Below are 24,934 nucleotides of genomic sequence, written 5' to 3'. Positions count from 1 at the left end.
CTCGACGAGGTTCACCGGAAGCGGCGTACGAGGACTCCGGCCCGGCGCTTGAGCCCGTACACGGCGTCGACCACGGTGCCGACCGCGCGGTGGCGGGCTTCCCGGAACGCGCCGTGCGTGCGGCCGCTCGCGCCCCGGGCGACGAGCTCGGCCCAGATCTCCTCGTGGCGGGCCGCGATCCGGACCGGGTCGAAGCGCTCGGAGGCGGTGAGCGCGGCCGTGGCGGTCTTGGCGCGCAGTTCGTCGTCCTCGACGAGTTCGAGCAGCGCCCCGGCCACCGCGGAGACGTCGTCGACGGGCACGAGACGGCCGTCGACACCGTCCTCGATGATCTCGCGGGGACCGTGGGGGCAGTCGGTGGAGACGACCGGCAGACCGCACCGCATCGCCTCGACGATGGTCATGCCGAAGGACTCGCGCCGCGAGGTGACCGCGGCGATCGAGCCCTTGGCCCACTCCGGCTCCATCGGGTTGGCCGTGCCCATGAGGAAGACGTTCTCGCCCAGGCCGAGCTTCTCGATCTGGCGGGCCAGCGACTGCTTCACATTGCCGAAGTGGTCGCCCGTGCCGTAGATCCGCAGCTTCCAGTCCGGGTGGGCCGCGGCCACCTCGGCGAAGGCGGCGACCAGCACGTCGTACCGCTTGACCGGGGTGAGCCGCCCGGCCGCGACGACGGTCTTCGAGGCCGGGTCGGCCGGCGGGACGCTCGGCGCGGGCACGCTGTTGGGCACGGCGTCGATCCGTACGCCGGGCAGCCGCAGCCTGGTGCGGTACGAACGGGCGTCGGCCTCGGTGACCGTGGTGACGGCGTCGAGGACCGCGTACCGATGCGCGATCTCACGGCGCAGCCGGTAGGTGTGACCGTCCAGGATCAGGTGCTCCTGGCCGACGAGGACCGGGCCGCGCCGGGTCTGCCGCGCGAGGTGCACGTTGAGGCCGGGGCGGGTCGAGACCACCACGTCGGCCTCGACGGACGCCAGATGCGCGCCGATCCGGGCGTCGGTGAGCGCGCTGTACTGCTTCCACCGGCCGTCGCCGCGCGGAAAGACCCGGGCGGGGCGGGCGATGTCGGGGTGTTCGCCGTCGTAGTCGGGGCTGTCCTTGCGCAGGTCCACGAGATGACGCAGGGTCACCCCGGCGGGGATGCTCAGGATCGGCTCGTTCCGGTGCCGGAAGACGGAGACGATCTCCACCTCGTGCCGCTCGGCGAGCGCCTGGGCCAGGGTGAACGTCGTCCGGATGGTTCCGCCGATGTGATAGGCGTTGTGAAGCAGGAACGAGATACGCATCGGACTGCCGGTTCCCCCGGTCGAATGGTCGGTCAATTGGTCGGTCGCATGGGCGGTCCCATGGTCGGTCGCATGGTCGGTCGCATGGTGATGGTCGGTCAGTGCGACTGTACTGCCCTCGCCGCACCGGGCTCACGGTCGGTAGCCGAGTTGGGGAACGGAGGCACAGTCCGTGTTCATGTCGCCCTGGGAGACCCAGCCCTTCCCGTCCTGCCAACGGGCCACGGAGAGACAGGTGTCGCGGGTCTTCGGCGGCTCGGCGAGCTTCTCGAACCGGACGGGCAGGAGCAGGCCGCGGGCGGTGTACGGCTCCGGCCGGTTCATGAACTCCTCGACGCAGGCACGGGTGAGCCGGTCCCCGCAGGAGAGCGCCGCGTCCGTGAACCACATGGCGGCCGCCCAGCCCTCCAACTGCCATTGGGAGAGCGGCCGGTCGCCCATCGCCTTCCGGAAGTCCCGTACCGCCGCGTGCCCGGTCTCCTCGTAGTTGCGGCTGGAGCCGGTGACGAAGAGCGAGGCGCGGCAGCCGGGCGACTCGGCGTAGTCGCGCGGCACGGTCGAGGACCAGTTCTGCACATTGGTCACCTTGGCGGTGACCTCGACGCCCAGCGCCTCCATCGCCTCGCAGAGCCGGACGTTGCCATGGGTGTCCATGGCGTCGAAGACCAGGTCGGCGCCCTGGGCCCGCAGATCGGCCGCGACGGCGCGGAAGTTGGGCAGGGCGAAGTCGACCTGCTCCTCGACCACCCGGTACCCCTCGGCCCGCAGCCCGTCGGAGATCAGCCGGGCGTACGCGGTCGACGCGGCCTGGTTGTAGGCGACGACGGCGGCGGTACGGGCGCCGTGCTCGCGCTTGAACCAGCGGTAGACCTCTGTCCCGCCGTACAGGACTCCGTCCCAGCCGGGCGATGTGCCGGTGCGCGGGGCGAGGCTGCCGTAGATCCCGTACAGATGCGGATAGGTCTCGTACGCCGGGGTGAGCGGCTGGCCTCCGATGTCGGGGACACCGGCCTTCGCGACGAGCGGGGCACCCGCGTAGTCGAGCGCCGTGGTGGCGACGAGCGCGAACACCTTCCGTTCGTCGATCAGCCGGTGCACGCACTCGTTGTTGCCGACTCCGCTGCCGCCGTCGTCGCAGGTGACGACCTCGACCCGGCGCCCGTTGATCCCGCCCCGGGCGTTGAGGGCGTCGAACCAGGCGCGGGCGCCGTCGCGCGGGCCGGAGAACGCGTCGCCCCCGACGGGGCTGGTGGCGCTGGTGATGATGCCGATCCGGAGCGGCTCACCGCCGGAGGGGACAGTGGCGGTGGGCCGCGTCTCGAAGGCGCGCTCCGGGAGCCGGCTGCCGCATGCGGCGGTCAGGGCGAGCAGCCCCGCGAGGAGCAGCGTGCCTGCTGTCTCAGCAACCCGGAACGGTCGCACCGCTGAGCTGCGCCAGGCCGCAGAGGGTCTTCGTGGACACCTTCCACGTGTCCTCCTGGAAGACGGACGTGCCCTTGGAGTCGGCCACGGCCGGGGATCCGGAGACCAGCAGGTCGTAGGTGACGTTCGCGTCGTTCGGCGAGGTGAACTCGATCGTCTTGACCTTCGCCGTGGCCGCTGCGGCTGCCTCGTTGCCCAGGAGCGCCTCCAGGGCCGGCCGCATCTGCTCGCCGTTCTCCAGCAGCTCCGCGCGCTCGGCCACCGGTGTCTTGGGGTCGAAGAACGCGGTCCAGTTCTTGGTGATCTCCGCCCGTGCGGCGGCAGGGTCGGCCGGTTCGGCCGCAGCCGTCTCGGTGGCGGCCGACTCGGTGGCGGCCGAGTCCGCGTCGCCGCCGTCGTCGCCGCAGGCCACGAGGGCCGGTCCGAGCACGAGGACCGAGGCGGCCGCCAGGGCCGCGATACGAGAGCGCGGGCGTCCACCGCGTCGCTTGAGAACCATCTGGCTCACCACCGGGTGTCCGTCGGGGCCGGGCGCCCTGATGATTCCAGGGTGGGCCGATTACGGGCATAGTGCAAGGAAGGTGACATCAAGGGCGAGTCGCTCGAGGGTCGGGCGAGTTCGGGGGCAGAGGCGAGGAGGTCCCGTGCCGACATCCCGGGTACTGATGTGGGCCGGCCTCGCGGCGGCCGCCGGCGGCGCGGTGCTCTGCGTCCTGGGGTGGTACGGGATCTCCGGCGAGCGTTTCGCCGAGCGGCAACTGCCCTTCCTCGCCTCGTGCACGGTGCCGGGGGCGGCGCTGATCGTGGCCGGGGCGGTGCTGGTCGCGGCGGCCGGCCGGGTTCCGGTGCGCAGGACCGCCCCGCCCGCCGAGGCCGCGGAGGACACGCGCCCGCCCTCGTCGGACGAGCCACCGGTCCGGGTGCCGGGCGGGACGCTCGCCCACCGGCCCGACTGCCCGCTCGTGGCGGGCCGGGCGGACGCCGAACCGGCCGGGGACGCGGAGCTCGACCCGTGTCCGGTGTGTGAGCCGTGGCCTCTCTGACGTACGACCTCACGCTCGCCGGGCTCGCGGTCGGCAGCGCCGCCGCGCTCACCGGCATCGGACTGATCGTCACGTACCGCGCGACCGGCGTGCTCAACCTGGCACACGGGGCGATCGCCATGGTCTGCGCGTACGTGCTGCGGCAACTGGTGGTCGAGTGGGACTGGCCGCTCTCCCTGGCCGCGCCGGTGACGCTCCTCGTGGTCGCGCCCGGGATCGGCCTCGCCCTCGACCGGGCGGTGTTCCGGCCGCTGGCGCTCCTCGGCTCCAACCCGGCGCAGACGCTGGTGGCTTCCATCGGTGTCTTCGTGCTGCTGGTGGGCGGGGCGGCGCTGGTGTGGGGCACCGGGGCGCGGGCGGACGCGCCGGTGCTGCTCGGTGACGACCCGTGGGCGCAACTCGCGGCGGTGGTCCTGCTGGCCGTGGCGGTGGGGGCGGTGACCCGTTGGACCCGGTTCGGGCGGGAGCTGCGGGCCGTGGTGGACAACCGGCCGCTGGCGATGCTGGGCGGGATCGACGCGGACCGGGTGTCGGCGGCGGGGTGGGCGTTCGGCGCCTTCACGGCGGGCCTGACGGGGGTGCTGCTCGCCCCGTACGTACGGCTCGACCCGTACGGGATGCCCCTCCTCGTCGTCGAGGTGATCGCGGTCGCGGTGGTGGCCCGGATGCGGAGCCTGCCGGTCGCGATCGTGACGGCTCTCGCGCTGGGTGTGGCGCAGGCGCAGCTGACCCGACTTCACCCGGAGGGCTGGGCGGGGCCGCTGGTACAGGCGGTGGGGGCGAACCTCTTCGTGCTGGCCCTCCTTGTGGCCGCGCTGGTCATGCCGGGCGTCGGCGGGCGTGGCCAGGACGCTCTGCCGCCGCCGAGCGTCGCTCCCCGCACGCCGCCGGGCGTGTGGTTCACGGTCGGTGTGCTCTTCCTGCTTCCTCTGGGCTTCGCGGGTACGGATCTGCATACGGCGGTCCAGGTCCCCGCGCTGGCGATCGTGCTTCTCTCGCTGGTGGTGGTGACGGGCCGGGGCGGGCAGATCGCGCTCGGCCAGGCGGCGTACGCGGGTCTGGGCGCGCTCTTCACGGCGCTGCTCGCGGCGGGCGGTCTGCCGGAACTGCTCGCGCTCGCGCTGGCCGTGCTGATCGTGGCCCCGCTGGGCCTGCTGACGGGGTGGCCGGCGATCCGGCGGCACGGCCTGGCCCTGGCGCTCGTGACGCTGGCCGTCGGGGTGGCGGTGAGCCGGTTCGTCTTCGCGCAGCCGTACGCGACGGCCGGCCTGGAGCTGGGGCGCCCGGCGGGCTTCGCCGACGACCGCCGCTACTACGCGCTGGAGCTCGTGGTCCTGGCCGGCTGCCTCGTCCTCGTCGCGGCCCTGCGCCGGGGCCGCACGGGCCGGGCGCTCGCCGCCCTGCGCGACCACGAGGGGGGCGCGGAGGCGTCCGGGGTGCGGGTGGGCCTGCTCAAGGTCCTGGCCTTCGTCCTGGGCGCGGCCCTGGCGGCCCTGGGCGGCGGCCTCCTGGGCATGGGCCTGCGCGCGTTCGACCCGGAGGCGTACGACCCGGTCCGCGGCCTGCTCTGGTTCGCCGCAATCGTCGTCCTGGGCGCCGACAGCCTCCTCTCCCCCCTGGCGGCCGCGGCCCTCCTGGTAGGCCTGGACGCGGGCACGAGGGGCGGCGTGGCAGCGGCGGCAGTAGGCGTCCTGGCGGCCCTGGTGGGCCGGGTACCCCCGCTGACGTCCTGGCTCCCCACACGAGGACGGACATCTGCGGCCGCCGACGGCGGTCCACCACCCGCAGGCGGGTCCCCTTCTGGTGGTGCGGGTGGGAGCCCCAGGCCGGACGAAGGACGGGCGCACCCCCACTGGCCGTCCCCGGCCCACCGCACGGCACCCCCACCGGCCCCCGCGAGGCCCGCCCGCCTCGCCGCCCACCGCCTCACCCTCACCTACCCCGGCGGCCTCACCGCCCTCACGGACGTCACCCTCGCCCTCACCCCCGGCCACGTCACCGCCCTCGTCGGCCCCAACGGCGCCGGCAAGAGCACCCTCTTCGACTGCCTCGCCGGCACCCTCCGCCCCACCGGGGGACGCGTCACGCTCGACGGCGCCGACATCACCTCCCGACCCGCCCACGCCCGCACCCGGCTCGGCGTCGCCCGTTCCTTCCAGCAGCTCGCGGTCTTCCCGTCCCTCACCGTCGAGGACAACGTCCGTCTCGGCGCCGAGCAGGGCCGTCACCGGTCCCCCGCCCACACCGAACAGGCCCTCCGTCTCCTCGGCCTCTCCGGCTCCGTCCGCCATCACCCCGCGGCCGACCTCCCCACCGGCACCCTCCGCCGGGTCGAGCTGGCCCGCGCCCTCGCCGGCGGCCCGCACACCCTGCTGCTGGACGAGCCCTCCGCCGGTCTGGACACCGAGGAGACCACCGCGCTCGCCCGGATCCTCGCCGCCCTCGCCGCCGACGGCCTCACCGTCCTCCTCGTCGAGCACGACACGGACCTCGTCGCCGGCATCGCCCACACCGTGCACACCATGGAGGGAGGCCGGATCGTGTCATGAGCGTCGAGATCGCGCTGCGCGCCGCCCGCGTCCGCTACGGCCCCCTGGAAGCCCTGCACGGCCTCGACCTGCCCGTCCCGACCGCGACGATCACCGTCCTCGTCGGCCGTAACGGCTCCGGCCGTACGACCGCCCTGCGCGCACTCGCCGGCACCGTGCCCCTGGCCTCCGGCCGGGTCCTGTGGCGCGGCGACGACGTGACCCGCCTCCACGCCCACGCCCGTGCGCGGCGCGGACTGTGCTTCGTACCGGATCTGCGGGCGGTGTACGCCACGCTCACCGTCGCCGAGAACCTGGACCTGGCCCCCGGGGACCGGGAGAAGGCGCTCGCGGCGTACCCCGAGCTCCTCCCCCTGCTCGCGCGCCCCGCCGGCACCCTCTCCGGCGGCGAGCGCCGGATGCTCGCGCTCTCCCGGGCCCTGGTGACCCCCGCCCGCGTGGTCCTGGTCGACGAGCCCTCCCTCGGCATGTCGCCCGCGGTGGCCACGCGTACGTACCAGCTTCTGGCCGCCCTCGCCCGGCCGGGCGGCGCCGCCGTCGTGCTCGCCGAACAGCGGCCCCCGCCCGGGCTGCCGCCCGGCACGCTGCTGCACGAACTGCGCCGTGGCTCCCTCGCCTTCAGCGGGGAAGCCGCCGGGTTCACCGCGCGGCGGTGAGCGGGGCGATCCGCAGCATCGTTCCGACGAGGAGCCGGTTCGGGTCGGCCCCGATGAGGCTCCGGTTCGCCTTGTACAGCGCCTGCCAGCCGCCCGCGATCTTGAACCGCCGGGCGATCGAGCTGAGGGTGTCGCCCGGCTGGACCACGTGCGCCCGCCCGCTCAGCCCGTACCGCTTGGAGCAGACCGGCCAGGCCGCCCACCCCTGGGTGCGCAGGACCTGCTCCGCGACGGTGATCTGCTGCTGCCGGGTCGCCAGGTCGGCCCGTTTCGCGTACCGCAGGCCCCCGTGCTCCTCCCAGGTCGGCTGCCAGAACTGGAGACCGCCGTAGTAGCCGTTGCCGGTGTTGATGTGCCAGCGGCCGCCGCTCTCGCACTCGGCGACGCAGCCCCACGGCCACTGGTCCTTGGCGCAGGCGTACGCGGGGACCTGGCCGGGGGTGTGGGCGCGGGCGGCGGACACGTGCGGGGCCTGTGCCTGGGCCGGCGCGGGGACGAGGGCCATCAGCGCCGCGGCGGAGGCACCGGCCGCCCACAATCTGATCTTCGACATCGCGGCAGGCTAGGCAGTGGACGGCCCCGCCGGACCCGTGCCGCGCGGGAGGACGCGCATCACCCACCCGGTCGGAGTCACACAAGTTGCCGCACCCGGACGCGTGACCCCGGCCGAGCCTTCCCCGTTGAACTCGGCATGAGACGAGCCGGGAACCGCCCGGCGTCGCACGCACCGAGTCCAGGGAGTCCCCCGTGCCGCGCATGCTCGACGTCAGCGAGGACGTACGCGCCGAGATCGGCGACGAAGAAGCCGACCGGCTGCTGGCCGGCGACAACGCCCCGGGCAGCTACGACTGCACCTCCTGCCGCACGCCGGGCGACTCCGAGCAGGAGCGCACGAGCACGGTGCTGTTCGTCGGCGAGGAGACCGCCGTCCTGGCGTTCGCCCACGCCAGCTGCATCCCGTCCCAGGTGGTCAAGGTCGCCGAGGAACAGCTCCAGGGCGCCGTCCGCTCCATCGCGGCCACCGACGCGGCGGACGAGCTGAGCGCCGCCCACCCCGAGCAGGCGGTCCTGGGCGTCACCAGCGGCCTCGTCCTGATCGAGGGCGAACTGCACCCGGCCCTGGTCGTCGAACCGACCGCGCCGGTCGCCCGCCCGGGCACGGACGGCCTGAGCGACGAGTTCCTGCCGCTCCTGATCGAGCAGGGCTTCCAGCCGATCGCCGACGTGAACCAGAAGCCGGGCACCCTCCCCGGCTGGTCCGTGCTCGTCGCCATGGGCCAGCTGCACTCCGTGCTCCAGCCGGGCACGGGCGGCACCGGTCAGGCCGCCTGGTGGCAGGCGCACCAGCCGCTCCAGGTCACCGAGGGCTGGCGCGCGGCGGCCAACAAGTCGCACACGGTCCTGGTCTTCGCCGCCCCTGTCGGGTCGATCGGCCAGCAGCCGCGCGAGGACCTGCTGCGGGACGCCCTGGAGAAGGCCGCCGCCAACGGCCGTCTGGTCGCCGCCGCGATGCCGCTGGCCGGCACGTGACGGGTCACGGGCGTACGGGCATAGGACCGGCGTACGTTCCGGGAGGTCCGACCGTGCCCAGGCCCCGGCGGCCTTCTCTTTCGGAGAGCCGCCCGCATCCGACGGAGGGCGGGGTCGTTGGCAGATACGTGCACACTTACGACCCACCCCCCCGCCAGCCCCATCCGAGTCAGATCCCGTCCATGCGCCCGGCGCAGGACGTCACGGCAGGCCAGTCGGCCACGCCGATCTACGACGCTCTGTACTCGGAGTACCGCCGGTCCTTCCGCACGCTGCCGGGTGACCGCAGCGGCGAGGAGGATCTCGGCTTCCGGGCCTTCGGGACGCCGGTGAGCAGCGGGCTCTACGGGAGCTACGGACACCGGCACACCGCGCACCCGGTGGCGTGGTCGGCGCAGCACCACGTTCCGGCGGCGCTCCCGCCGGGACCCCGCAGGGGCCTGTAGGCGTCTGGAGGGGACACAGGAACGGCTGAGGGCCGGGGCACATCGCCCCGGCCCTCAGCCGTTGTCGTACTCGCCGAACCGACTACTTCTTGCGGCCGCGCTTCTCGCGGACCCGCACCGAGATGTGGATCGGCGTGCCCTCGAAGCCGAACTCCTCGCGCAGGCGGCGCTCGACGAAGCGGCGGTAGCCCGCCTCCAGGAAGCCGGAGGCGAAGAGCACGAACCGGGGCGGCTTGGTGCCCGCCTGCGTACCGAAGAGGATGCGGGGCTGCTTGCCGCCACGGATCGGGTGCGGGTGGGCGGCGACCAGCTCGCCGAGGAAGGCGTTCAGCCGGCCGGTGGGGACACGGGTCTCCCAGCCGGCGAGCGCGGTCTCGATGGCCGGGACGAGCTTGTCCATGTGCCGGCCGGTCTTGGCGGAGACGTTGACCCGGGGCGCCCAGGCGACCTGCTGCATCTCGGTCTCGATCTCGCGCTCCAGGTAGTAGCGCCGCTCCTCGTCGAGCTCGTCCCACTTGTTGTAGGCGATGACGAGCGCGCGGCCCGACTCGACCGCCATCGTGATGATGCGCTGGTCCTGGACCGAGATGTTGTCGGTGGTGTCGATCAGGACGACGGCGACCTCGGCCTTCTCGACCGCGGCGGCGGTACGCAGGGAGGCGTAGTAGTCCGCGCCCTCCTGGAGGTGGACCTTCTTGCGGATACCGGCGGTGTCCACGAACTTCCAGGTCTTGCCGCCGAGCTCGATCAGCTCGTCGACCGGGTCGCGGGTGGTGCCCGCCAGCTCGTTGACGACCACGCGGTCCTCGTTGGCGACCTTGTTCAGGAGCGAGGACTTGCCGACGTTCGGGCGGCCGATGAGCGCGATACGGCGGGGGCCGCCGACGGCGTTGCCGAAGGTCTGCGCGGGGGCCTCGGGCAGGGCCTCCAGGACGGCGTCGAGCATGTCGCCCGTACCGCGGCCGTGCAGCGAGGAGACCGGGTACGGCTCGCCGAGGCCCAGGGACCACAGGGCGGTGGCGTCGGCCTCGCCGGAGGGGCCGTCGACCTTGTTGGCGCAGAGGACGACGGGCTTGCCGGCGCGGCGCAGCAGCTTGACGACGGCCTCGTCGGTGTCGGTGGCGCCGACGGTGGCGTCCACGACGAAGACACAGGCGTCGGCGGCCTCGATGGCGTACTCGGCCTGGGCGGCGACGGAGGCGTCGATGCCGAGGACGTCCTGCTCCCAGCCGCCGGTGTCGACGACCTTGAAGCGGCGGCCGGCCCACTCGGCCTCGTAGGTCACGCGGTCGCGGGTGACGCCGGGCTTGTCCTCGACGACGGCCTCACGGCGGCCGATGATCCGGTTCACCAGGGTCGACTTGCCGACATTGGGGCGGCCGACGACGGCGAGAACGGGGAGCGGGCCGTGCCCTGCCTCCTCGATCGCACCTTCGACCTCCTCGATGTCGAAGCCCTCTTCCGCGGCGAGCTCCATGAACTCCGCGTACTCGGCGTCGCCAAGTGCCCCGTGGTCGTGCTGGTCGTTCATGAAGTCCGTTCCTTGATCATTCGTGGTCGGTGGGTCCCCGAGCCCCGGGGCCCACTACTCAGAGTCTCGCTCAGCGCCCGGTGAGGCGCCTGGCGTTCTTCAGGTGGGCGGTCAGCCGCTCCTGAATACGTACGGTGGCGTCGTCCAGCGCACTGCGGGTGCGCCGGCCGCTGCCGTCGCCGGCCTCGAAGGCCTCACCGAAGACGACGTCGACGCGGCTGCGCAGCGGAGGCAGTGCCTTGACCAACCGTCCGCGGCGCTCGGAACTTCCCAGGACGGCCACCGGAACGATGGGCGCCCCGCTGCGGAGGGCGAAGTAGGCGAGCCCGGCGCGCAGGGAGGCGAAGTCGCCCTCGCCCCGGGTGCCCTCGGGGAAGATCCCGAGGACGCCGCCCTGCTCCAGGACCGCGAGCGCGTTGGCTATCGCCGTACGGTCGGTGCTGTCCCGGTCGACCTTGACCTGCCCGATGCCTTCGAGGAACGGTCCCAGGGGTCCGACGAACGCTTCCTTCTTGATCAGGAAGTGCACCGGGCGGGGGGCCGTGCCCATGAGCATGGGGCCGTCGATGTTGTGCGCGTGGTTGACGGCGAAGATGACGGGTCCGGCGGCCGGCACCCGCCAGGCGCCGAGGACGCGCGGCTTCCACAGGCCGTACATCAGCCCGATGCCGATGCCACGCCCGACCGCGGCGCCCTTGGGAGAGGGCTCTGTCACTGCGCGGCCGCCCTCTTCTCCTCCACGAGCGTCACGACGCACTCGATGACCTGGTCCAGCGTGAGCTCGGTCGTGTCGACCTCGACCGCGTCGTCCGCCTTGGCGAGCGGCGAGGTCTTGCGGCTGGAGTCGGCCGCGTCCCGCTTGATCAGGGCCTGCCGGGTGGCGGCCACGTCGACGCCCTTGAGCTCGCCGGAACGGCGGGCGGCACGGGCCTCGGGGGACGCGGTGAGGAAGATCTTGAGGTCGGCGTCCGGGAGGACCGTGGTGCCGATGTCGCGGCCCTCGACGACGATGCCGCCCTTGGCCTCCTTGGCGATGGACCGCTGCAGCTCGGTGATCCGGGCCCGTACCTCGGGGACGGCGCTGACGGCGCTGACCTTGGAGGTGACCTCTTCGGTACGGATCGGCCCGGCGGCGTCGGCGCCGTCGACGGTGATCGTCGGCCGGGCCGGGTCGGTGCCGGAGACGATGAAGGGCTTGGCGGCGGCGTTGGCCACGGCCTCGGCGTCGTCGATGTCGACGCCGTTGCTGATCATCCACCAGGTGATCGCCCGGTACTGCGCACCGGTGTCCAGATAGCTCAGCCCCAGCTTGGCGGCAACCGCCTTCGAGGTGCTCGACTTGCCCGTGCCGGAGGGCCCGTCGATGGCGACGATCACGGTTTCCACGGTGGGGAACACCTTCCTGGGGTCAGCGGGTGCGGCCTCGCGGACATGCGCGGCCTACACAAGGTTACCGAGTCCCGGGAACCCATTCGGCCGAGCGGTCGCGGACGCCCCGCGGGCGGGTGCCCGGGGAGCGATCAGGGGCCGACCCACGGGGCGGGCCCGGGGCGGGCCTGCGGGGCGAGGCGGCCTCGCTCGTTCGTCACCCCGTCCCGCTCGTTCGTCACCCCGTCCTGAGCGCCCAGCCCCGTTCCCTCAGTGCCGCGCCGAGCGTCGGGGCGGCCGCGGGCTCGACCATCAGCTGGACGTGGCCCGCCTGCTGGCCCGTCGCGTGCTCGATGCGGACGTCCTCGATGTTGACGCCCGCCCGGCCGGCGTCCGCGAAGATGCGGGCCAGCTCGCCGGGCTGGTCGCTGATGAGGACGGCGACGGTCTCGTACTGCGTCGGAGCCGCTCCGTGCTTGCCCGGGACCCGTGCGCGCCCCGCGTTGCCGCGGCGCAGGACGTCCTCGACACCGCTCGTGCCCTCGCGGCGCTTCTCCTCGTCCGTGGACTGGAGCGAGCGGAGCGCCCGGACCGTCTCGTCCAGGTCCGCCGCGACCCCGGAGAGGACGTCCGCGACCGGACCGGGGTTCGCCGACAGGATGTCGACCCACATGCGCGGGTCGGACGCCGCGATCCGGGTCACGTCACGGATGCCCTGCCCACACAGCCGTACCGCCGTCTCGTCCGCCTCCTCCAGGCGCGCGGCGACCATCGAGGAGACGAGCTGCGGGGTGTGCGAGACGAGCGCGACCGCCCGGTCGTGGGCGTCCGCGTCCATGACGACCGGGACGGCGCGGCAGAGCGCGACCAGCTCCAGGGCCAGGTTCAGGACCTCGGTGTCGGTGTCGCGGGTCGGCGTGAGGACCCAGGGCCGTCCCTCGAAGAGGTCCGCGCTCCCCGCGAGCGGGCCGGAGCGCTCCTTGCCGGACATCGGGTGGGTCCCGATGTACGCGGTGAGGTCGAGGCCCAGCTCCTCCAGCTCCCGCTTCGGGCCGCCCTTGACGCTCGCCACGTCCAGGTAGCCGCGCGCGGCCCTCTCCCGCATCGCCGCGGCCAGCGTGGTGGCCACGTGCGCCGGGGGAACGGCGATGATCGCGAGGTCGACGGGGCCCTCGGGCGCCTCGTCCGTGCCGGCGCCGAGCGCCGCCGCCGTACGCGCGCGTGCCGGGTCGTGGTCGCGGAGGTGGACGGCGATGCCGCGCCCGGCGAGCGCGAGCGCGGCCGAGGTGCCGATCAGGCCGGTTCCGATGACGAGCGCGGTTCTCACTGGGCGATGTCCTTGCGCAGGGCGGCCGCGGCACCGAGGTACACATGCGCGATCGCGGACTTGGGCAGCTCCGACTCGACGTGGGCGAGGAGGCGTACGACCCTCGGCATGGCACCCTCGATGTCCAGCTCCTGCGCGCAGATCAGCGGTACGTCGACGATGCCGATCCGGCGTGCGGCGGCGGCCGGGAAGTCGCTGTGCAGATCGGGCGTGGCGGTGAACCAGACGCTGATCAGGTCGTCGGGCTCCAGCCCGTTGCGCTCCAGGACGGTGGTGAGCAGCTCCTCGACCCGCTCGCTCATGTGTCCGGCCTCGTCCCGTTCCAGCTGGACGGCGCCTCGGACCGCTCGTACCGCCACGTCGTGCTCCTTACCTGACCTGCGAACCCTGCGAGAGTGCTCCGATCAGCCTAGTCAGCCCCGCGGACACAGCGCCGCGGCGACCGCCCTCCGAGACGAAGGGGGCCGCCGCCGGGTGGGTCGGGTCGTCACAACCGCTGCCGGCGGATGATGTCCTCCAGGGATTCCGTGGGCACCTGTCCGGCGGGGGTCAGCTTGTCCACGGCCTGCGGCAGGACCTGGGCTATCCGATCACCGCTGACGGGCTGGTTCCGACCGGTGCCGGCCCAGGGCCTCGTCCTGCCTTTCGTGCGGTGACGAACACGGCCAATGTCACCCGGACCCGACCATGCCGCCACTCGGGGTGGTCAGGGGTGCGGGCGGGCGCGATACAACTGTCGGCATGCTGCTGCACGTCGTACCGCTGGACGAATGGTCCGCCGATCCCGATCGCCCCTACGCCCCGCCCTCGCTGGCCTCGGAGGGCTTCGTCCACTGCTCGCCGGACGAGACGGCGGCCCTGACCGTCGCGGACGCCCACTACCTGGGTGTGCCAGGTCCGCTCCTCGTCCTGGTCATCGACGAGACCCGGCTGAGTTCCGAGGTGCGCTGGGAGGGTTCGGAGGACGTGCTCTTCCCCCACGTCTACGGGGCGATCGAGCGGGCGGCCGTCACGGCGGTCTGGGAGGTGCGCCGTGACCCCGACGGCCGTGCGAGGGAGCTGACGCCCTGGATCTAGGCGTGTTGCGGACCGAGGGCGGGCCGCGTGACCAAGCTGTAGGGCATGACTCCTGACACCACGCCCCGCCGTACCGTGCTGATGGCCGGTGCGGGCTCCGTCGCCGCCCTGGCCACCGGGTGCGGCTCCGACGGCGACTCGGACGGTGATACGACCGCCAGCCCGACGGCACCGGACACGGACACCGCCGAGCCGCCGACATCGGCGGAGGAGCCCTCCGAGTCCCCGTCGGCGCCGGCCGCGGACGCGCTCACCCAGAAGTCCGGCGTCCCGGTCGGCGGTGGCACGATCTTCAAGGAGGAGAAGGTCGTCGTCACCCAGCCGACGGCCGACGACTTCAAGGCGTTCTCGGCGATCTGCACCCACCAGGGCTGCATCGTCGCCAAGGTCGAGAACGGCACGATCGACTGCGCGTGCCACGGCTCCAAGTTCCGTATCACGGACGGCTCGGTGGTCAACGGACCCGCCACCCGCCCGCTCCCGGCCGAGGAGATCACGGTGTCGGGGGACTCCATCAGCCTCGCGTAGCCTGGCCCGCATGACTTCGGCAGACCTGGTGCGCGACCACACGATCTACTCCTGCGTCATGGGGTCGCGCGCCTTCGGTCTGGAGACCGAGGACAGTGACACCGATCGCCGGGGCGTCTTCCTCGCGCCGACCCCGCTCTTCTGGCGCTTCGACAAGCCGCCGGCGCAGGTGGAGGGGCCCGCGGAGGAGCAGTTCAGCTGGGAGCTGGAACGGTTCTGCGAGCTGGCCCTGCGCGCGAACCCGAACGTCCTGGAGTGTCTGCACTCCCCCGTCGTCGAGCACATCGACGAGACCGGCCGCGAACTGGTCGCGCTGCGCGAGGCGTTCCTCTCCCGTCAGGCGCACCAGACCTTCGTCCGGTACGCGGGCGGCCAGCGCAGGAAGCTCGACGCGGACGTCCGCCAGTACGGCCACCCGCGCTGGAAGCACGCGATGCATCTGCTGCGGCTCCTGATGAGCTGCCGCGATCTGCTGCGCACCGGCGAACTGACCATCCACGTCGGCACCGACCGCGACCGCCTGCTGGCGGTCAAGCGCGGGGAGGTCCCGTGGACGGAGGTCGAGTCCTGGATGGCCCGCCTCACCGAGGAGGCGGACGCGGCGGCCGGCCGCTCCCCGCTCCCGGCCGTTCCGGACCACGCGCGCGTGGAGGACTTCCTGATCCGCGCCCGCCGCGCGTCAGCCCTGCGCGCCCTGTAGCCGGAGGCGCACGACGAAGTCGTGCAGGGCGTCCAGCGCCCCCGCGGCCTCCCCGCCGAGCGCCGTCGCCGCCTGTGCGGCGTCCAGGACGCCGTGCAGCGCCTCCACGTCGTCCCGGACACGCGCCGGGTCGACCTCCGCAGGACCGTGCTCGGCGGCCGCCTTCGCCTCGATCAGCTCCCCCACGTACCCGGGCGCCTCGGCGACCTCCCCGAGGAGCGTGGGCAGATGGGCCTGGACCTCGCCCGAGCGCATCAGATGGATGCCGGTGAGCAGCGCCCGGACGGTGTAGAGCAGGGGCTTCAGCTCCTCGGTCTTCTCGAACAGCCGCCACTGTGTCCCCGCGAAGCCACGGTAGTGGTGCGCGTGGTGGCTGGTGAGCACACGCGGCGCCAGGGAGACCAGCTCGGCGTGGGCGTCGGAGGTGTGGACGACCAACGGGGAGAGCAGCTGCTCCAGCACGTAACCGTTGCGGCGCAGCATCAGCCGGACGAACTTCCGCACATCGTGCGTGACGAGGTCCATCTCGACGCCGGCCCGGTCCCCTATGCGGCTGCGCGTCTCCTCGGGCTCACGCAGCCCGATCAGGCTCTCCGCCGGCAGGAGATGGGCGCCGCGCAGGTCCACGTCCGAGTCCCGGGAGGGGAACCCGTAGAGGTGGGCTCCTGAGACGGTGGCGAAGACCAGGGGGTCGGGCTGCTCGGCGACCACGGTGGAGAGGTCGACTTCGGGTACGAGAGTGACGGTCATGGCCCCAGCTTCTCAGGGCGCGCTCACGCGTCCCAGAGGGCGCCCAGGGTCAGGAGTTCACTGCGGTGCTCGATCCGCTCCTCCCACTCCTTCGGCCACGCGCTCGCGCCGAGGTGGGCACCCGCGAAGGCGCCCGCCAGGCAGGCGATCGAGTCCGAGTCGCCACGGGTGCAGGCGGCGCGGCGGAGGGCCGTGACGGGGTCCTCGGGGAAGAGCAGGAAGCAGAGGAGGCCGGTGGCGAGTGCCTCTTCGGCGATCCAGCCGTCGCCCGTGTACGTGCAGGGGTCGAGCTCCGGGTCGGCCGTACGCTGCACGGCGTCCAGCTTCTCCAGGACCGCCAGGCACTCGTCCCAGCCGCGCTCGATGAAGTGCCGGGCGGAGGGGTCCTGGGAGCGGGTCCACAGGTCACCCAGCCAGCTCTCGCGGTACACGGAGCGGTTCTCGTACGCGTACGAGCGCAGGTGGCCGACGAGTCCGGTCGGGTCGACGCCCTGGGTCAGCAGGTACACCGCACGGGCCGTCAGGTCGGAGGCGGCGAGGGCGGTGGGGTGGCCGTGGGTGAGCGCCGACTGGAGCTGGGCGGCGCCGGCCCGCTGCTCCTCGCTCAGGCCGGGCACGAGACCGATGGGCGCGACCCGCATGTTGGCGCCGCAGCCCTTGGAGTGGACCTGGCTGGCGTCCTGCCAGGGCCGGTCGCTGTCGAGGAGCCGGCAGGCCACCATGCAGGTCCGTCCCGGCGCGCGATTGTTCTCCGGCGAGTGGTACCAGTCTACGAACTCCTCTCGGACCGGCCGGGCGAGGCGCAGCGGGGCGAGCACGCCCCGGTCCATCGCCGTGCGGATGCCGCGGGCGAAAGCGAGCGTCATCTGCGTGTCGTCCGTGATGTACGCCGTGCCGCCTCTCACCGGCAGCTCCATCTGCCGCCAGGGGCCGCACTTCGCCAGGATGGACGGCACGTCGTTGAACTCGGTCGGGAAGCCGAGCGCGTCCCCGAGCGCGAGTCCGATCAGGGAGCCGGTGGCGGCCTGCTTGGTGATCGTCGTGCGGTGGATCGTCATGGGGTGGATCGTCCTTCCGGTCGCAGGAGCGGCGGGTGGAGGGCCGTGGCCTCGCCCGCCCGGTAGAGAGCGGCCGGTTTCCCCCGTCCGCCGGTGAGGCGCGGCGGTCCTTCCACGGCCTGGACGAAGCCGGGCGTGGCGAGGACCTTGCGCCGGAAATTGGGGCGGTCCAGCTCGACGCCCCAGACCGTCTCGTACACCTGCCGCAGCTCGCCGAGGGTGAACTCCGGCGGGCAGAAGGCGGTGGCGAGGCAGGTGTACTCGAGCTTGGCGCCGACCCGTTCGTGCGCGTCGGCGAGGATCCGGTCGTGGTCGAAGGCGAGCGCTCCGTCCGTGCGTCCCGTCCCGTACGGCCTCCACCGCGCCCGCGCCGCGTCGCCGCCGCCGCGCGGTTCGGGTGCGTCCGGGACGAGTGCGGCGAAGGCGACCGAGACGACACGCATCCTCGGGTCGCGGTCCGGCTCGCTGTACGTCCGCAGTTGTTCGAGGTGGAGTCCGGCGACGGTGTCCACGGACAGGCCGGTCTCCTCGGCCAGTTCGCGGCGCGCCGCGGCCTCGGCGGACTCGCGGGGCCGGACGAAGCCGCCGGGCAGCGCCCATGCCCCGGCGTACGGCTCCTGGCCGCGCTCGACGAGCAGGACGTGGAGCCGGTCCTCGCGGAGGGTGAAGACGGCGAGGTCGACGGTGACGGCGAACGGCTCGAAGGCGTGCGGGTCGTAGCCCTCGGGGGCCTTGGGCGGGGTCATCGGCGCTCCGGAAGGGGGTCGGCGAGGTCCCAGCCCTCGGCGAGCAGGGCGTCCACGGCGGTGATCGCCGCCGCGAGCCGCTCCTCGTGCGGCCCCGTGAGCGCGGCCGTACGGCGGCCTGTGTGGGCGAGCTGGGTGTGGAAGCGTGCCGTCATCCAGGGCCGCAGGTGCTCCCCGTCCCGCAGCCCGTCGTCCTCGAACGCCACGCCCTCGTGGTCCGTCAGCAGCCACAGGTGCTGCCGGCCATGCGCCGCGATCTCGCCGACGGCGGGGCTGGCGGTGCCCATGTACCGCTCGTGCCAGATGGTGGTGGCGAAGGCGTCGGTGTCGCAGAAGAGCACCGGCGAGCCGGTCCGCGCGGCTGCCTCCTCCAGCTCGGCCTGGCGCAGGGCGATGAGCGGGAAGTCCTCGGAGTGGAAGGTGACGTCCTCCCAGGTGGCGTCGGGACGCAGAACGCGGAGTTCGGCGAGCTTGAGTTCGCTGAACTCGCGGCCGTACTCCGGAACGCAGCGGGTGCGGGCCCAGACTCCGCCCCTGGACCGGTAGTGGTCGGTCAGGGCCCGGGCCATGGTGGTGGTGCCGGTGGACTCGGCGCCGAGGACGACCACGCGCCGGGTGAGCGCGGCGCGCACGGGCGGTTCCAGGAGGTCCCAGCAGCCGACGGGGTCCTTGCGGACGGCGGTTCCGGAGACGGGGAAGAGCCTACGGTCCGGGTCGACGCAGACGGACGCGGCGCCGAAACGGCGTGCGAGCTCCTCGCCGTACGACTCCGAGGTGAAGACGGCGTCGACCGGTTCGGGCACCGCGGCCCGGAAGACGGCCATGTGGGCCGCCCACACATCGGGATCGTGGAGGTCGACGGGAATGTCGTCGACGGCACCCACGACCAGGACGTCCGGGTGGATCTCCCGCATCCAGGCGACGCGGTCCTCCAGGGCCAGGCTCTCCACGGAGGAGGCACAGACGAGCACGGTGAGGCGCTCGCAGCGATCGCGGGCGGTGCGCACGAGATGGTGGTGGCCGGCGTGCGGCGGATAGAACTTGCCCAGGACCAGGCCGTGTCCGTAGTCCTTCATGCCGTCGCCTCCACGGGGAGCGCGCGCCGTGCGGTGAGGTCGCGGTTCCAGTTGCGCAGGCCGAGGAGGCAGAGCGTCAGGAAGCCGGCGTACAGCAGGGAGGTGAGGTACAGCTCCTTGTACGCGTACAGGGGGATGTACACGACGTCGGCGGCGATCCAGAGCCACCAGGACTCCAGCCGCTTCCGGCACTGCCCGTAGGTCGCCATGAGGGAGAGCGCGGTCGTCACGGCGTCCCAGAAGGGGACGGTCGAGTCGGTGGCGCGGTCGAGCAGCAGGGTGAGCGCGAGGGTCCCCACCACCCCCGCCGTGAGCAGCCATGTCCACTCGGTGCGCGTGGTGCGGCGCACCGGGAGCGTGTCGGAACCTGGTCCACCCCCGTGGGTCCAGGTCCACCAGCCGTACACGGCGAGGGTGATGAAGACGATCTGGAGGCCCGCGTCGGCGTACAGCCCCGCCTGCGTGAAGAGCAGGATGAAGAAGAGGTTGTTGGCGATGCCGACGGGCCAGTTGGCGAGGTGCTGGCGGGCGACCAGCCAGACGCAGAGCGCACCGCTGCCGAAGCCGAGGACCTCGGTCCAGCTGACCGGGGTGTCCAGAAGGGTGAAGAGAGGTCGCTGCAAGGGTTCCAGAACGTCTGCGAGGCTCACGCCCGCCTCCTTAAGAGTCATGTTGACTATAAAGGGCGGGGGGTCGGCTCCACAAGTACGGACGCGCACACGACGAAGCCCGCGACCGCCGGGGCGGGCGGTCACGGGCTTCTTCGTCGCGTACGGCGAGAGGGTTACATGCCGACTTCCTTCATCAGCATGCCGACCTCGGTGTTGGTCAGGCGGCGGAGCCAGCCGGACTTCTGGTCGCCGAGACCGATCGGGCCGAAGGCGGTGCGGACCAGCTTCTCGACCGGGAAGCCGGCCTCGGCCAGCATGCGGCGCACGATGTGCTTGCGGCCCTCGTGCAGCGTGACCTCGACCAGGTAGTTCTTGCCGGTCTGCTCGACGACCCGGAAGTGGTCGGCGCGGGCGTAGCCGTCCTCCAGCTGGATGCCCTCCTTGAGCATCTTGCCGACCTCGCGGGGCAGCGGGCCGGTGATGGCGGCCAGGTAGGTCTTCTTCACGCCGTACTTCGGGTGCGTGAGGCGGTGGGCCAGCTCACCGTGGTTGGTGAGGAGGATGATGCCCTCGGTCTCCGTGTCGAGCCGGCCGACGTGGAAGAGCCGGGTCTCGCGGTTGGTGACGTAGTCGCCCAGGCACTGACGGCCGTCGGGGTCCTCCATCGTGGAGACGACACCGGCCGGCTTGTTCAGCGCGAAGAAGAGGTACGACTGGGTCGCGACGGTCAGGCCGTCGACCTTGATCTCGTCCTTCTCCGGGTCCACGCGCATGCCCTGCTCGAGCACGATCTCGCCGTTGACCTCGACCCTGGCCTGCTCGATCAGCTCCTCGCACGCGCGGCGCGAGCCCATGCCGGCGCGGGCGAGCACCTTCTGCAGCCGCTCGCCCTCCTGCTCGGCGCCGGGGAAGGTCTTGGGGGTCTTGACCTCCGGCTTGTTCGCGTACCGCTCCCGGTTGCGCTCCTCGGTACGGGCGTCGTACTCCCGCGAGCGCGCCGGGGCCGTACGGCCGCCACCGCGCTGCGGCGACTGCTTCGGTCCGCCCTTGGCGCCACCACGGGCCGCGGCGCCACGGCCCCGCTTGGGTCCGTCGGAGGGGCCGCCGGAGCCGCCCACGTCGTACTTGCGCTCCTCGGGGCGGGGGTTGCGGGGCCGGCCGCTGCCGCTGCCGCCGCCCTGCCGGTCGTCACGGCTGTTGCCGGCGCCCCGGTAATTGCCGCGGCCACCGCTGTTGCCACCACGGCTCCCGCCGTTGTTTCCGCTGTTCCTGCCGCTGCTGCTTCGCATCAAATGTCCGTCGTCTTGTCGTCTGCGTCTTCGCGATCCGGAAGGTCCGGATCGAACGACGGAACCCCTTCCAGCGTCTCCGCCTCGATCGCGTCCGCCTCGGGGAGGAAGGGCGCGAGCTCCGGGAGCTCGTCCAGGCCGCGCAGGCCCATCCGCTCCAGGAAGTAGTTCGTCGTCCTGTACAGGATCGCACCTGTTTCGGGTTCCGCGCCCGCCTCCTCCACGAGACCGCGCTGGAGGAGGGTGCGCATGACGCCGTCGCAGTTCACTCCGCGGACCGCGGAGACGCGGGAGCGGCTGACCGGCTGGCGGTACGCGACGACGGCCAGGGTCTCCAGGGCCGCCTGGGTGAGGCGGGCCTGCTGCCCGTCGAGGACGAAGGCCTCGACGGCGGCGGCGTGCTCGGGGCGGGAGTAGAAGCGCCAGCCGCCGGCGACGAGCCGCAGCTCGAAGCCTCGGCCCTGGACGGTGTACTCGTCGGCGAGCTCACGCAGGGCGTCGGCGACCTCGCGGGGGGGCCGTTCCAGGATCTTGGCGAGATGGGCCTCGGTGGCCGGCTCGTCGACGACCATCAGGACGGCTTCGAGGGCGGGCTTGAGGTCGCTCATGCCTTCTCCTCCACGGTTTGATCGAACTCGTCGGTGACCTGGGTCTCCTGGTCGCCGCCCGTCCAGGTGACGGTCAGCTCGCCGAGGGCGTCGTCCTGGTCGAGGGCGACGGCCTTCTCCCGGTAGAGCTCCAGGAGGGCGAGGAAGCGGGCGACGACGGTGAGGGTGTCGTCGGCGCCGTCGGCGAGCTCGCGGAAGCTGACGCTCCCGCGCTCGCGCAGGAGGGCGACGACGATGCCGGCCTGTTCGCGGACGCTGACGAGGGGGGCGTGGATGTGGTCGACGTACACCTGCGGCTTGGCCTTGGGCTGCATGGCCTTCACGGCAAGCTTGGCGAAGCCCTCGGCGCCGATGGAGATGACGACCTCGGGGAGCAGCTCGGCGTGGTGGGCCTCGAGACCGACGGTCCGGGGGTGCCGGCGGCCCTCGGACTCCCACCGCTCGCTGAAGATCTTGGCGATCTGCTTGTACGCGCGGTACTGGAGGAGCCGCGCGAAGAGCAGGTCCCGCGCCTCCAGGAGCGCGAGATCGGCCTCGTCCTCCACCTCGGCGGCGGGCAGCAGCCGGGCGGCCTTGAGATCGAGCAGCGTGGCGGCGACGACGAGGAACTCGGTGGTCTGGTCGAGATCCCAGTCGGGTCCCATGGCACGGATGTGCGCCATGAACTCGTCGGTGACCTTGGAGAGGGCGACTTCGGTGACGTCGAGCTTGTGCTTGGAGATGAGCTGAAGGAGCAGGTCGAACGGCCCCTCGAAGTTGGCCAGCCGCACGGTGAACCGCCCGTCGTCACCGGCCTCGGCGGGGGTACGGGGGCGGGCGGGCGCGCCGGGTCCGGCGGCGGCGCCCGCGTCGGCGGGCATGCCGGGTCCGGGGGCGGCGGCCGCGTCGGCGGGCGTGCCGGGTTCGGCGGGCGCGTCGGGGCCCGCGGCCGGTTCACGGCCGGACACCTCGCTGGGGCCGACGCCCCGTCCGGAGGCGTCCGCGCCCGCGTCTGCAGGCGCGTCGGGTCCGGCGGCGGCGCCCGAGACGGCAGGCGCGTCGGGTTCGGCGGCAGGTTCGCGGGGGGCGGGCGCCAGGTCAGGTTCGGCGGGCGGTCCGGGGGCGTTCGCGACGGGGCCGGAGGCCGTGGGCGCGGCGGATGAAGGGGGTTCCGCGGCCGGCGGGTCCCCCAGGGGCTTCGGCTCGCCGTCGGCGCCCGCCGCTTCCGTGGGCTCCTCCGGCACCTGGCGGCCCGGGGCCGGGTTCGCGCCTGGGCCCCGGCCCAGGGCACGGCGCTGCGGCGGGCGGGACGTTTCGGCAGGGGGTGGGGGCATCGGGGTCCAGGGAGGAGCAAGGGGGCGTGGCAGCCCGCAGGCTACCCTCAGCGGCCGCGCAGGCGGCGCACGAGGATGCTCGCGTCGCCCCGGGACTCCAGGTCCGCCAGGACCACCGCGACCGCCTCGCGGACGATCCGCCCCCGGTCCACGGCCAGGCCGTGCTCCCCCCGGAGCACCAGGCGGGCGTGCTCCAGGTCCATCAGCTCCTCCGCGGAGACATAGACCGTGATCTTCTCGTCGTGCCGCTCACGCCCGCTGGGCCGCCGGTTCGGCGACCGGCCGCGCCGACGCGCCGGGGCGGGAGCCGCGGCCGACGCCGGTGCGGGCTCCGTCGCGCGGGCCCGCGGCTCCGCCTGCTCCGCGGGCTGCGCCGCCGAGTGCTCGGCGGAACCCGAGCCGGAGCCCGAGCCCTCCGCCGCCTCCGTGTCGCTCTCGCCCGCGGGAGCCGGCACCCGGCCACGGGGCGAGGAGGACTGCAGCGCCATCCCCCCGGTCGTACGGAACAGTTCGTCGGCGCCGGGCAGACTCACTCGGCGTGACACCGGGCGAGCACCTCCCTGGCGAGCTGACGATAGGCGGCGGCACCCACCGAGTTCGACGCGTACGTCGTGATCGGTTCACCGGCGACCGTGGTCTCCGGGAAGCGCACGGTACGGCCGATGACCGTGTGGTAGACGTGGTCGTCGAACGCCTCGACCACACGCGCCAGCACCTCGCGGCTGTGCACCGTACGGGAGTCGTACATCGTGGCGAGGATGCCGTCGAGCTCCAGTTCCGGGTTGAGCCGCTCCTGGACCTTCTCGATCGTCTCGGTCAGCAGGGCCACACCGCGCAGCGCGAAGAACTCGCATTCCAGCGGCACGATGACCTTGTGAGCCGCCGTCAGGGCGTTCACGGTCAGCAGGCCGAGCGAGGGCTGACAGTCGATCACGATGTAGTCGTAGTCGTTCATCAGCGGCTTCAGGGCACGCTGGAGCGTAGACTCGCGCGCCACCTCGCTGACCAACTGCACCTCGGCCGCCGAGAGGTCGATGTTGCTCGGCAGCAGGTCCATGTTGGGCACGGCGGTCTTGAGCAGCACCTCGTCCGCCGACATGCCCCGCTCCATGAGCAGGTTGTAGACGGTGAGGTCGAGCTCCATCGGGTTCACACCGAGACCGACCGACAGGGCTCCCTGCGGGTCGAAGTCGACGAGCAGCACCCGCCGTCCGTACTCCGCGAGCGCCGCACCCAGGTTGATGGTCGACGTGGTCTTGCCGACGCCGCCCTTCTGGTTGCACATCGCGATGATCTTCGCGGGTCCGTGATCGGTCAGCGGACCCGGGATCGGGAAGTACGGCAGGGGCCGTCCGGTCGGGCCGATCCGCTCGCGGCGCTGGCGGGCAGCGTCGGGTGCGAGGGTGGCCGCGTACTCCGGGTCGGGCTCGTACTCGGCGTCAGGGTCGTAGAAGTGCCCCTCGGGCACCTCGTCGTAGGCGGCGAAGTGGGTGGACTCTCGGCCACTCTCGTTGCCGGCCGTGGCGTTCACGTGTAGGCCGTCCATCATCTTCATCGTGTGGGCTGTCGTCATGGGCTGATGCGTCGCGTTGGTCGCGAAGGTGCGGACAGCGACGGAGCCGACAGGGATTCCTGGCTGTCCGCCCCCGGGAGTAAATGTCGACTCATTCACAAGTCGTCTTACCTCCTTGGATGTGACCAGGAACATTTATCGATAGGTCAGCGTGGCACCATGCCGACGGTTGGCGACTCTATGGCGTGTCACCGCTCCGCAGCAACACAATCCGCCGGACCCGGCCCGATGTGTCGGCAACCGAACACCTCTCTGTCAAGGGTGCGCAGGCATGCATCCGCACGTTTCGGGGGTGTGCGAAACGGTTAAAGGGTTACGTTCGAGGCGAGTTGCTCGGCGCCCCGGAAGTGGCCGGATGCGTGAGGTTGACGGCGCGAGTTGACGCGACGTCCAAGAAGGTCAGCCCAGGAGGCTCGCCAGCTCGACGTGCTCGAGGCCGTGCGC

General features: G+C 72.7%; 27 protein-coding genes. 8 read left to right on the top strand and 19 right to left on the bottom strand.

Annotation, left to right across the window (positions count from 1 at the left end; translation table 11 throughout):
- Positions 1–11 precede the first annotated feature (11 nt).
- The 3 genes from ACFY8U_RS28095 to ACFY8U_RS28085 form a co-directional block, all read right to left on the bottom strand.
- Positions 12–1,289 carry a glycosyltransferase gene (locus tag ACFY8U_RS28095; RefSeq protein ID WP_389575104.1) on the bottom strand — a complete coding sequence of 426 codons (1,278 nt, stop codon included), beginning with the start codon at positions 1,287–1,289 and terminating at the stop codon, positions 12–14.
- 132 nt (positions 1,290–1,421) lie between these two features.
- Entirely contained in the window at positions 1,422–2,711 is a 1,290-nt protein-coding gene (locus ACFY8U_RS28090) for an ABC transporter substrate-binding protein (protein WP_389575101.1), read from the bottom strand.
- Positions 2,689–3,210 carry a hypothetical protein gene (locus ACFY8U_RS28085; RefSeq protein ID WP_389575098.1) on the bottom strand — a complete coding sequence of 174 codons (522 nt, stop codon included), beginning with the start codon at positions 3,208–3,210 and terminating at the stop codon, positions 2,689–2,691. Before ACFY8U_RS28085 ends, ACFY8U_RS28090 begins: the two co-directional genes overlap by 23 nt.
- A 145-nt stretch (positions 3,211–3,355) precedes the next feature.
- On the opposite strand from ACFY8U_RS28085, the gene ACFY8U_RS28080 reads away from it, so the two are divergent.
- Genes ACFY8U_RS28080 through ACFY8U_RS28070 form a run of 3 tightly spaced genes read left to right on the top strand, consistent with a single transcriptional unit; the run spans position 3,356 to position 6,959 of the window.
- The gene (locus ACFY8U_RS28080) at positions 3,356–3,754 is read left to right on the top strand and encodes a hypothetical protein (protein ID WP_389575095.1); all 399 of its coding nucleotides are present in this window, start codon (positions 3,356–3,358) and stop codon (positions 3,752–3,754) included.
- A complete protein-coding gene (locus ACFY8U_RS28075; protein ID WP_389575092.1) occupies positions 3,742–6,303 on the top strand; it encodes an ATP-binding cassette domain-containing protein in 2,562 nt (853 codons plus the stop codon). The genes ACFY8U_RS28080 and ACFY8U_RS28075 overlap by 13 nt, the downstream gene beginning before the upstream one ends.
- Positions 6,300–6,959 carry an ATP-binding cassette domain-containing protein gene (locus ACFY8U_RS28070; protein ID WP_389575089.1) on the top strand — a complete coding sequence of 220 codons (660 nt, stop codon included), beginning with the start codon at positions 6,300–6,302 and terminating at the stop codon, positions 6,957–6,959. The genes ACFY8U_RS28075 and ACFY8U_RS28070 overlap by 4 nt, the downstream gene beginning before the upstream one ends.
- On the opposite strand, the gene ACFY8U_RS28065 is transcribed toward ACFY8U_RS28070, so the two are convergent.
- Positions 6,943–7,512, bottom strand: a complete 570-nt coding sequence (locus tag ACFY8U_RS28065) for a transglycosylase family protein (protein ID WP_389575086.1) — start codon at positions 7,510–7,512, stop codon at positions 6,943–6,945. The two genes, ACFY8U_RS28070 and ACFY8U_RS28065, sit on opposite strands and share 17 nt — an antisense overlap.
- Before the next feature lie 194 nt (positions 7,513–7,706).
- Between ACFY8U_RS28065 and ACFY8U_RS28060 the strand changes: the two genes are divergently transcribed.
- Both ACFY8U_RS28060 and ACFY8U_RS28055 read left to right on the top strand, forming a co-directional pair.
- Entirely contained in the window at positions 7,707–8,489 is a 783-nt protein-coding gene (locus tag ACFY8U_RS28060; RefSeq protein WP_361439249.1) for a hypothetical protein, read from the top strand.
- Positions 8,490–8,617: 128 nt separating this feature from the next.
- Entirely contained in the window at positions 8,618–8,935 is a 318-nt protein-coding gene (locus ACFY8U_RS28055) for a hypothetical protein (RefSeq protein WP_389575083.1), read from the top strand.
- A gap of 82 nt (positions 8,936–9,017) precedes the next feature.
- On the opposite strand, the gene der is transcribed toward ACFY8U_RS28055, so the two are convergent.
- From der to aroH, 5 genes are all read right to left on the bottom strand, one after another.
- Positions 9,018–10,466: a ribosome biogenesis GTPase Der gene (gene der / locus ACFY8U_RS28050; protein WP_361439253.1), complete on the bottom strand. Its 1,449-nt coding sequence runs from the start codon at positions 10,464–10,466 to the stop codon at positions 9,018–9,020.
- Between the two features lie 70 nt (positions 10,467–10,536).
- Positions 10,537–11,124, bottom strand: coding sequence for a lysophospholipid acyltransferase family protein (locus tag ACFY8U_RS28045; RefSeq protein ID WP_389575405.1), 588 nt, complete (start codon positions 11,122–11,124; stop codon positions 10,537–10,539).
- A gap of 53 nt (positions 11,125–11,177) precedes the next feature.
- On the bottom strand, positions 11,178–11,864 hold the full coding sequence (gene cmk / locus ACFY8U_RS28040; protein WP_361439255.1) for a (d)CMP kinase: 687 nt from the start codon (positions 11,862–11,864) through the stop codon (positions 11,178–11,180).
- 208 nt (positions 11,865–12,072) lie between these two features.
- Positions 12,073–13,161 (bottom strand): prephenate dehydrogenase, encoded by a 1,089-nt coding sequence (locus tag ACFY8U_RS28035; protein ID WP_389575079.1) that lies wholly within the window; start codon positions 13,159–13,161, stop codon positions 12,073–12,075.
- Complete coding sequence (aroH, locus tag ACFY8U_RS28030; RefSeq protein ID WP_361439259.1) at positions 13,158–13,520, bottom strand: chorismate mutase; 363 nt, start codon at positions 13,518–13,520, stop codon at positions 13,158–13,160. The genes ACFY8U_RS28035 and aroH overlap by 4 nt, the downstream gene beginning before the upstream one ends.
- A gap of 382 nt (positions 13,521–13,902) precedes the next feature.
- Here aroH and ACFY8U_RS28025 point away from each other — a divergent pair, with 382 nt between their 5' ends.
- The 3 genes from ACFY8U_RS28025 to ACFY8U_RS28015 are packed head-to-tail and all read left to right on the top strand — an operon-like array spanning position 13,903 to position 15,466.
- Positions 13,903–14,238 carry a DUF952 domain-containing protein gene (locus ACFY8U_RS28025; protein WP_389575074.1) on the top strand — a complete coding sequence of 112 codons (336 nt, stop codon included), beginning with the start codon at positions 13,903–13,905 and terminating at the stop codon, positions 14,236–14,238.
- A gap of 45 nt (positions 14,239–14,283) precedes the next feature.
- Positions 14,284–14,766 carry a Rieske 2Fe-2S domain-containing protein gene (locus ACFY8U_RS28020; RefSeq protein ID WP_389575071.1) on the top strand — a complete coding sequence of 161 codons (483 nt, stop codon included), beginning with the start codon at positions 14,284–14,286 and terminating at the stop codon, positions 14,764–14,766.
- A gap of 10 nt (positions 14,767–14,776) precedes the next feature.
- Complete coding sequence (locus tag ACFY8U_RS28015; RefSeq protein ID WP_389575068.1) at positions 14,777–15,466, top strand: DNA polymerase beta superfamily protein; 690 nt, start codon at positions 14,777–14,779, stop codon at positions 15,464–15,466.
- On the opposite strand, the gene ACFY8U_RS28010 is transcribed toward ACFY8U_RS28015, so the two are convergent.
- From ACFY8U_RS28010 to ACFY8U_RS27965, 10 genes are all read right to left on the bottom strand, one after another.
- Complete coding sequence (locus ACFY8U_RS28010; RefSeq protein ID WP_389575065.1) at positions 15,446–16,216, bottom strand: DNA polymerase beta superfamily protein; 771 nt, start codon at positions 16,214–16,216, stop codon at positions 15,446–15,448. The two genes, ACFY8U_RS28015 and ACFY8U_RS28010, sit on opposite strands and share 21 nt — an antisense overlap.
- A gap of 23 nt (positions 16,217–16,239) precedes the next feature.
- Positions 16,240–17,274, bottom strand: a complete 1,035-nt coding sequence (locus tag ACFY8U_RS28005; RefSeq protein ID WP_389575064.1) for an ADP-ribosylglycohydrolase family protein — start codon at positions 17,272–17,274, stop codon at positions 16,240–16,242.
- Positions 17,271–18,020: an NUDIX domain-containing protein gene (locus ACFY8U_RS28000; RefSeq protein ID WP_389575061.1), complete on the bottom strand. Its 750-nt coding sequence runs from the start codon at positions 18,018–18,020 to the stop codon at positions 17,271–17,273. Before ACFY8U_RS28000 ends, ACFY8U_RS28005 begins: the two co-directional genes overlap by 4 nt.
- Positions 18,017–19,096, bottom strand: coding sequence for an AAA family ATPase (locus ACFY8U_RS27995; protein ID WP_389575058.1), 1,080 nt, complete (start codon positions 19,094–19,096; stop codon positions 18,017–18,019). Before ACFY8U_RS27995 ends, ACFY8U_RS28000 begins: the two co-directional genes overlap by 4 nt.
- Positions 19,093–19,746: a nicotinamide riboside transporter PnuC gene (pnuC, locus tag ACFY8U_RS27990; RefSeq protein WP_361608317.1), complete on the bottom strand. Its 654-nt coding sequence runs from the start codon at positions 19,744–19,746 to the stop codon at positions 19,093–19,095. The genes ACFY8U_RS27995 and pnuC overlap by 4 nt, the downstream gene beginning before the upstream one ends.
- A 134-nt stretch (positions 19,747–19,880) precedes the next feature.
- Positions 19,881–20,996 carry a pseudouridine synthase gene (locus ACFY8U_RS27985; protein ID WP_361608319.1) on the bottom strand — a complete coding sequence of 372 codons (1,116 nt, stop codon included), beginning with the start codon at positions 20,994–20,996 and terminating at the stop codon, positions 19,881–19,883.
- Positions 20,996–21,604, bottom strand: coding sequence for an SMC-Scp complex subunit ScpB (gene scpB / locus ACFY8U_RS27980; protein WP_389575055.1), 609 nt, complete (start codon positions 21,602–21,604; stop codon positions 20,996–20,998). The genes ACFY8U_RS27985 and scpB overlap by 1 nt, the downstream gene beginning before the upstream one ends.
- Positions 21,601–22,917, bottom strand: a complete 1,317-nt coding sequence (locus tag ACFY8U_RS27975; RefSeq protein ID WP_389575053.1) for a segregation/condensation protein A — start codon at positions 22,915–22,917, stop codon at positions 21,601–21,603. The genes scpB and ACFY8U_RS27975 overlap by 4 nt, the downstream gene beginning before the upstream one ends.
- A gap of 47 nt (positions 22,918–22,964) precedes the next feature.
- A complete protein-coding gene (locus ACFY8U_RS27970) occupies positions 22,965–23,450 on the bottom strand; it encodes a hypothetical protein (RefSeq protein WP_389575404.1) in 486 nt (161 codons plus the stop codon).
- Positions 23,447–24,490 (bottom strand): ParA family protein, encoded by a 1,044-nt coding sequence (locus tag ACFY8U_RS27965; RefSeq protein WP_229818740.1) that lies wholly within the window; start codon positions 24,488–24,490, stop codon positions 23,447–23,449. Before ACFY8U_RS27965 ends, ACFY8U_RS27970 begins: the two co-directional genes overlap by 4 nt.
- Positions 24,491–24,934 lie beyond the last annotated feature (444 nt).

Origin of the sequence: Streptomyces sp. NPDC012508, from assembly GCF_042902595.1 — a bacterium.
In the GTDB taxonomy this organism is placed as follows: domain Bacteria; phylum Actinomycetota; class Actinomycetes; order Streptomycetales; family Streptomycetaceae; genus Streptomyces.
Note: the sequence above shows the minus strand (reverse complement) of the source record. Positions and strands in the feature narration are given on the sequence as shown.